Genomic DNA, 5,992 nt, shown 5'->3' with positions numbered 1-5,992 from the left:
TTCTAGGTTCTGTGTGATCAGTTTAACTTACAATATGATCGATCAATCTTTGTGTCCTTTGTGTCTTTGTGGTTCGTTCCACTCACTCGCCAGCAGGACTGTATCCTAGAATACATTTTACCCACCAAACCTGGGAGAGCCTAATTTTTTTGTCCCTAGTAATTCCTGAAAATATCTAGCGTTAAAAAGAGAAGATTCTCCGATGACACCGGGGACAAAGAAATGGGTTTATCTTTGGCATCCGGGAAAATTCTGACTATTTCCCCGTCCTTCACTTCCTATCTATCGCCCTGGCAGCATCATCAGCTAAACTGACTAATATCAGTTATTTTAGCTATCAGCATCGAAATTACCCTTATTCTGGCAGTTAAACGCAAGAAGATCGACTAGATTGTTCTTTTTCGGACTGTTAGCGGTTAGGATGTATTACTTGGGGGACGATCGAAATAGATCAAGAAAGTGCGATAGTACAGATAAGAGATCGGGGAAAATTTTTCGGCCAAACCCAAAACTTTTTGACGCTGACGTTCTATGCTGCCTCATATCTTCCTATTTTTAGAGATTTTTGCCCAAGAAAGCGGTATTCAATCCTCTATCAAGGATGTTCTGCCAGCTTATCTCACTTTACCCGATTCTGAGGCGGCCGAGGTTTTTTTACTGCGGGATGCCTCTGATTGTCCTAATCCTTTCAAAAATCAAGGTATTACCTTTCATTACCTGAAAAATAAGTCAGCAACTCTCAGACGCATCCAATTAGCCCTTAAATTTCTGGTTTCTCTCCTCCAGAAACCTCCCCAAAGGGTTTTTTGTGGTCATATAAATTTAGCCCCCCTCACCCGTCTTTACTGTCAAGCTTTAGGCATACCCTACACCGTCCTCACCTACGGCAATGAAGTCTGGGAACCTTTACCAAATTCGCAAAAACAGGCCCTGCAAGCGGCTGCATCAATCTGGACAATTAGCCGTTACACTCGCGATCTTATGTGTCAGGCTAACGCGATCGATCCCAAAAAAGTAGCAATTCTCCCCTGTGTGGTGGATGAAGAAAAGTTTAATTTAGGCAAAAAGTCCTTGACATTAATCAAAAAATATGATAGACAAAATGCCAAAGTTTTATTAACAGTGGCCCGGTTGTGGTCGGGGGATATCTATAAAGGGGTGGATCTTACCATTCGGGCCCTGCCGACAATTCTAGAGACTTATCCCGAAGTAAAATATCTAGTCATCGGACGAGGGGACGATCGCCCAAGGTTAGAAGCTTTAACCAAGCAGTTAGGAGTGGATAAACAGGTAATTTTTGCGGGTTTTGTCCCCAAGGAGGAATTAGCCGACCATTATCGTTTGGCCGATGCTTACGTTATGTCCTCCCAGGAAGGACTCGGGATTGTTTACCTAGAAGCGATGGCCTGCGGTATTACCGTGATTTCTGGAGATGAGGACGGTTCGGCGGAGCCGCTGCAGGATGGTTTGGTGGGGTGGCGCATTCCTTATCGAGATGCCGAAAAGCTGGCCCAAGCTTGTTTAGAAATTTTGCCAGGTCACGATCCACGTTGTCACCCGCAATGGTTGCGTCAACAAACTCTAACTAAATTCGGCAAAAAGACTTTACAAGCAAAATTACGGCAGTTAATCTAATACCTTCTCTATTCATGGACTTCCTCCTCTCTCCCGCCCCCCTTTACCCCCCAATCCCTTTACTGTTACCTCTTGCCTCATCTCAACCAGCAATTTAATACTTAACAGCTTATACTCCCCTATGGTCTCCCCAAAAGATTTTATTAGTCCCGTCAATTCCGAGCAAGAGTTAGTCTATCCTTTTCGGAACTATCTTAACTATCTTCACGCAAAATACTCTGATTTACAGACGGGTCATATCGCCGATTATATTCCGGAATTAGCCCTAGCAGCTCCAGAATGGTTTGGTATTTCGGTAATTAGCACTGATGGTCAGATTTTTGAGGTGGGAGACTGTCAGCAAACCTTTACAGTACAATCAATTTCTAAAGCTTTTGTCTTTGGATTGGCCCTAGAAGATCACGGACGGGAATACGTTAATAGTAAAGTCGGTGTTGAACCCACCGGAGAAGCTTTTAACTCGATTATTCTCGATGAAAAAACCAATCGTCCCTATAATCCTATGGTTAATGCTGGTGCGATCGCTACCACGGATTTAATCACCGGACAGAATGCCACCGAAAGGCTAAAACGTATTTTAGAAATGTTTAAACGCTATACGGGTAGGGATCACGAGATTAATGTCCCCGTTTTTCTCTCGGAAAAATCCACCGGCAATCGCAATCGGGCCATGGCTTATCTGATGCTAAATTTTGGCATGGTTAGCGATAAAATTGAAGAAACCCTCGATCTTTACTGTCAACAATGTGCCATTCTCGTCCATGCTCACGATTTAGCCCTGATGGCTGCTACCTTGGCTAATGGCGGTGTCAACCCCATCACAGGAATACGGGCGATCGATGAACACTACGTTCAAGATGTGATCAGTGTTATGCTTACCTGTGGAATGTACGACGCTTCAGGAGAATGGGCCTATCGGGTAGGATTACCAGCAAAAAGCGGTGTCGGGGGCGGCATTACGGCAGTAGTTCCCCATCACTTGGGAATTGGCACTTTTTCCCCCCTTTTAGATGAAAAAGGCAACAGCATCAGAGGAGTGAAAATTTGTCAAGATATTTCAGAGGATTTTGGTTTACATTTATTTAATGTGGCCAAACCAGAACGAGATTTAAAAACATGGCTTGAAGGTAATAGTTGATAATGATAGCTGTCCCTGGCAGCAGCACCTACCAGCCCTAGAAAATTAATTTGGCTAGAGGTCTGTGGAAAAAATTTCGTAACCCTCTTGACAAAAACAGCAGATGGTGTGTATTATAAGTCTTGTGTGAGGAGTATAAGTTCAGCATAAGAGGAACCTTTGGGGTCGAAACACGGCAAGACTCCCAGAGGTTCTTCTTTTTCACTCCCTTATTGGCTCAAAGTCGGCAATAAAATCAGGTTTTTCCCGATCGCTAGTTTTTTCTCAATTTATCCCTTTTAGGTCTGTTGCTGCTGGCCAAGAGCAACAGGTCAAAATTTTGCCGAAGAAACTGCACAAGAGAAGTGTAATTGCTCGTAAAATTGGGAATTAAGTACAAGGGCAATCCTATGGCAGATAAAAATAACGGTAACGGCGGCTTATTTGTCGTCGGGGTTTTAGTGGGCAGTGCGATCGGGGCAGTGGCGGGTTTATTAGTAGCGCCCAGATCTGGAAAAGAAACCCGTCGAATTCTGCGAAAATCCGCTCGCGCGTTGCCAGAATTAGCCGAAGATCTGACCACGACGGTGCAATTGCAGGCCGATCGCCTATCGGAATCAGCCAGGCGTAATTGGGATGATACTTTAATTAGATTAAAAGAGGCGGTGACTGCCGGAATCGAAGCTAGTCAAAGTCTAGCCACGGACAATCCCTTCCCCGACTCGCAAGAATCCCCCCAGGGCGATAATCATCACTCGAATGACCATTAAATGACCGAACCTATTTTCTGGCTAGGATGTTCTTTACTTTTAGTCGCCGTTAGTTTAACGGCGGTTTTCATCGCCGCTTTACCTGCCCTGCAAGAGTTAGCCCGGGCAGCCCGCAGTGCCGAAAAATTATTCGATACCCTGCATCGGGAATTTCCCCCGACTCTAGAAGCAATTCGCCTGACAGGGGCGGAAATCAGTGAATTAACCGACAATATCGATGAAGGGGTCAAAAGTACCCGCCAAGTTGTCCAAGGAGTCGATCGCAGTCTCGGTAATGCTAAAGCTGGTCTTAGCAAGCTCGATCGTGGCAGCCGTCGCCTCTTGATCGGTTTTAAAGTCGCTTGGAATACTTGGAAACGCAGTTAAGGAGATGGGGAATTATGAAGTGGGAAGTGGGAAATTGGGAAATGGGGGAGTGGGGAGATAGGGGAATCTCAACTAATACCCCAAAACCCTCAAACCCCAACTCTCAACTCCTGAATCCTGATGACCGACTCCTGATAACTGAGTGACTAAAGTTGAGAATTCCCTTAAGATAAAGTAAATAAGTGTAAAGAAACTGAAAGTTAGCCTACACCCTTGCTGAAAAAATTCTCATTGTCTAGAAGTGCTATGCTCAATCGTTTTTGCCGAGGAATCTCGATCGCTCTTGTCATTGGTGTCATTAGCTGTCTGGGTTGGATTATCTGCCCGGATCAAGCTCTAGCGGTAAATAATCCCGAATTACTGCCCAATCAAGCCACTCCGATCGTTGATTTAGCCAATTATCTACCCGCAAAACAGGAAGAGGCATTAATCCGAGATATCGAGACATTTCAAGGGGAAACCGGCTGGAAAATGCGAGTTTTAACCCAATATGACCGCAGCCCCGGCCGGGCAGTGATTAATTTCTGGGGATTGGATGATAAAAGTATTCTCCTAGTGGCCGATGGTCGCGGCGGTAATCTACTATCTTTTAGTATTGGTGATGCCGTCTATGAATTTTTACCCCGCACTTTTTGGATCGAGTTACAGGCCCGTTTCGGTAATATGTATTTTGTCCGGGAAAATGGCGAGAATAATGCGATCGTACAATCCTTGGACACGGTAAAAGGCTGTTTAGTTAAAGGTGGTTGTGCGGTAGTCCCCGGTTTACCGAGGGAACAGTGGATCCTAACTTTAATTACCTCAATTGTCGGCGGTTTAGTCTTCGGTTTTGCTGGTATTCCCCGCAAAGAAGGACAGGTTTTCGCTTGGCAATGGGTTTTAATTGTCTCTCCCCTCTGGTTTATCCTCTTTGTTGCTTTTGGCATCGGACCGGTAGTTACTCGCACCAGTGAATTACTGCCCCTTTTCCGCAATTTAATCGGTTTTGTCCTCGGGATTTTAGTCGCCTATCTTTCCCCTCGTTTTAATTCCCTCAACGCCTCAAAAACCTAAAAATTAGCGGCTTTTAAGTGATCAGTAATCAGTAATCAGTGAAAAGAAAGTAGCGAAGTTTTTACCTATAAATGATAGCTGACGGCAGCCCCTCATGGTTCGATCGATCTAGCTCTGTTACAATTAGGAAAATTGTGGAGTGAGTGAGATAACGTTTATGTGGGTCAATACTCAAAGTGAGATTATTAGCAAGGTTTTGCCGCCAGCAGTACGTCTGTTCTTAAGAACGCAAGTAGAACAGATAGAAGATTTAGAAATGCAGCTGCAAGGTCATGATCGGCAAATTTTGCGCGGTTATATCCCCGGGGTATTTTTAGCCGTAGGAAAAGCGATTTATCAAGGTTTACATCTAGGTAAAGCGCAATTAAGAGGGGAAAATATTCGTCTTAATATCGGGCAGGTTTTGCGAGGGAAACCCCTAAAAATTTTGGAACCTATTCGGGTTAGCGGTGAAGTGGAAATTAACGAGCAGGATTTAAATAATTCGATCGCCTCGACTATTTTAGTTAATGCTTTTGCCGATTTACTAATTTTTTCCCTAGAAAATAACGGAGTTGTTAACGCCAGAGAAATTATCTCACCAGAGCAGTTTAACTGGAAAAGTGTTCTCCTAAATCAGGGTTATTTCTCTCTTCTCGGCTATAGAGAAACAGGTGCAGAAGTAATTTTTAGCGCTGATATTACCTTAAAAGATGCTCGCACTTTAGGGATTAATCCCCGACAATGGCAAGGTTTAGCCCCAGATTTATCTATGGATTTGCAACCTTTTACTGTCGATTTAGGCAAAGATGTGGAGATTAAATCTTTTATTCTCGACGCTCAAACTCTTTTCTGTCAGGGAAGTTTTTTGATTTTACCTTAAAAATAAACGCAATGATCCCGGTGGGTTAACTTAGTTTAACCCACCTAATTAGGGCTTGCTGAATAAAGGTGAAATGTAGGCAAGGTAAGGGTTTTGTGGCTTTTCTCGCGAAACAGGTGCAAGATTTTGAGAGAATCGTGCTTCAAAACCTTGCGTCTTCATCGGCCCGCGTCCTGTAGGGGCGAAGCA

General features: G+C 44.2%; 6 protein-coding genes. All 6 read left to right on the top strand.

Annotated elements, in window-relative coordinates; all coding sequences use genetic code 11:
• The first annotated feature begins 531 nt into the window (after window positions 1–531).
• The 6 genes from ACE1AQ_RS22890 to ACE1AQ_RS22865 all read left to right on the top strand — a co-directional run bounded on the left by ACE1AQ_RS22890 (window position 532) and on the right by ACE1AQ_RS22865 (window position 5,803).
• Window positions 532–1,635, top strand: a complete 1,104-nt coding sequence (locus ACE1AQ_RS22890; RefSeq protein ID WP_106908179.1) for a glycosyltransferase family 4 protein — start codon at window positions 532–534, stop codon at window positions 1,633–1,635.
• Between the two features lie 121 nt (window positions 1,636–1,756).
• Complete coding sequence (gene glsA / locus ACE1AQ_RS22885; RefSeq protein WP_008201273.1) at window positions 1,757–2,773, top strand: glutaminase A; 1,017 nt, start codon at window positions 1,757–1,759, stop codon at window positions 2,771–2,773.
• Window positions 2,774–3,162: 389 nt separating this feature from the next.
• The gene (locus ACE1AQ_RS22880; protein ID WP_008201271.1) at window positions 3,163–3,522 is read left to right on the top strand and encodes a YtxH domain-containing protein; all 360 of its coding nucleotides are present in this window, start codon (window positions 3,163–3,165) and stop codon (window positions 3,520–3,522) included.
• Window positions 3,523–3,888: a hypothetical protein gene (locus tag ACE1AQ_RS22875; RefSeq protein ID WP_008201269.1), complete on the top strand. Its 366-nt coding sequence runs from the start codon at window positions 3,523–3,525 to the stop codon at window positions 3,886–3,888.
• A gap of 246 nt (window positions 3,889–4,134) precedes the next feature.
• Window positions 4,135–4,941, top strand: coding sequence for a TPM domain-containing protein (locus tag ACE1AQ_RS22870; RefSeq protein WP_008201267.1), 807 nt, complete (start codon window positions 4,135–4,137; stop codon window positions 4,939–4,941).
• Between the two features lie 157 nt (window positions 4,942–5,098).
• The gene (locus ACE1AQ_RS22865) at window positions 5,099–5,803 is read left to right on the top strand and encodes a DUF2993 domain-containing protein (RefSeq protein WP_008201265.1); all 705 of its coding nucleotides are present in this window, start codon (window positions 5,099–5,101) and stop codon (window positions 5,801–5,803) included.
• Window positions 5,804–5,992 lie beyond the last annotated feature (189 nt).

Source organism: Microcystis sp. BLCC-F209, from assembly GCF_041928595.1.
Taxonomy (GTDB): Bacteria; Cyanobacteriota; Cyanobacteriia; order Cyanobacteriales; family Microcystaceae; genus Microcystis.
Note: the sequence above shows the minus strand (reverse complement) of the source record. Positions and strands in the feature narration are given on the sequence as shown.

What these genes read in the sequence shown, in the direction of transcription:
- ACE1AQ_RS22890 (WP_106908179.1), top strand. Translation starts at nt 532, where the DNA reads ATGCTGCCTCATATCTTCCTATTTTTAGAGATTTTTGCCCAAGAAAGC.
- glsA (WP_008201273.1), top strand. Translation starts at nt 1,757, where the DNA reads ATGGTCTCCCCAAAAGATTTTATTAGTCCCGTCAATTCCGAGCAAGAG.
- ACE1AQ_RS22880 (WP_008201271.1), top strand. Translation starts at nt 3,163, where the DNA reads ATGGCAGATAAAAATAACGGTAACGGCGGCTTATTTGTCGTCGGGGTT.
- ACE1AQ_RS22875 (WP_008201269.1), top strand. Translation starts at nt 3,523, where the DNA reads ATGACCGAACCTATTTTCTGGCTAGGATGTTCTTTACTTTTAGTCGCC.
- ACE1AQ_RS22870 (WP_008201267.1), top strand. Translation starts at nt 4,135, where the DNA reads ATGCTCAATCGTTTTTGCCGAGGAATCTCGATCGCTCTTGTCATTGGT.
- ACE1AQ_RS22865 (WP_008201265.1), top strand. Translation starts at nt 5,099, where the DNA reads ATGTGGGTCAATACTCAAAGTGAGATTATTAGCAAGGTTTTGCCGCCA.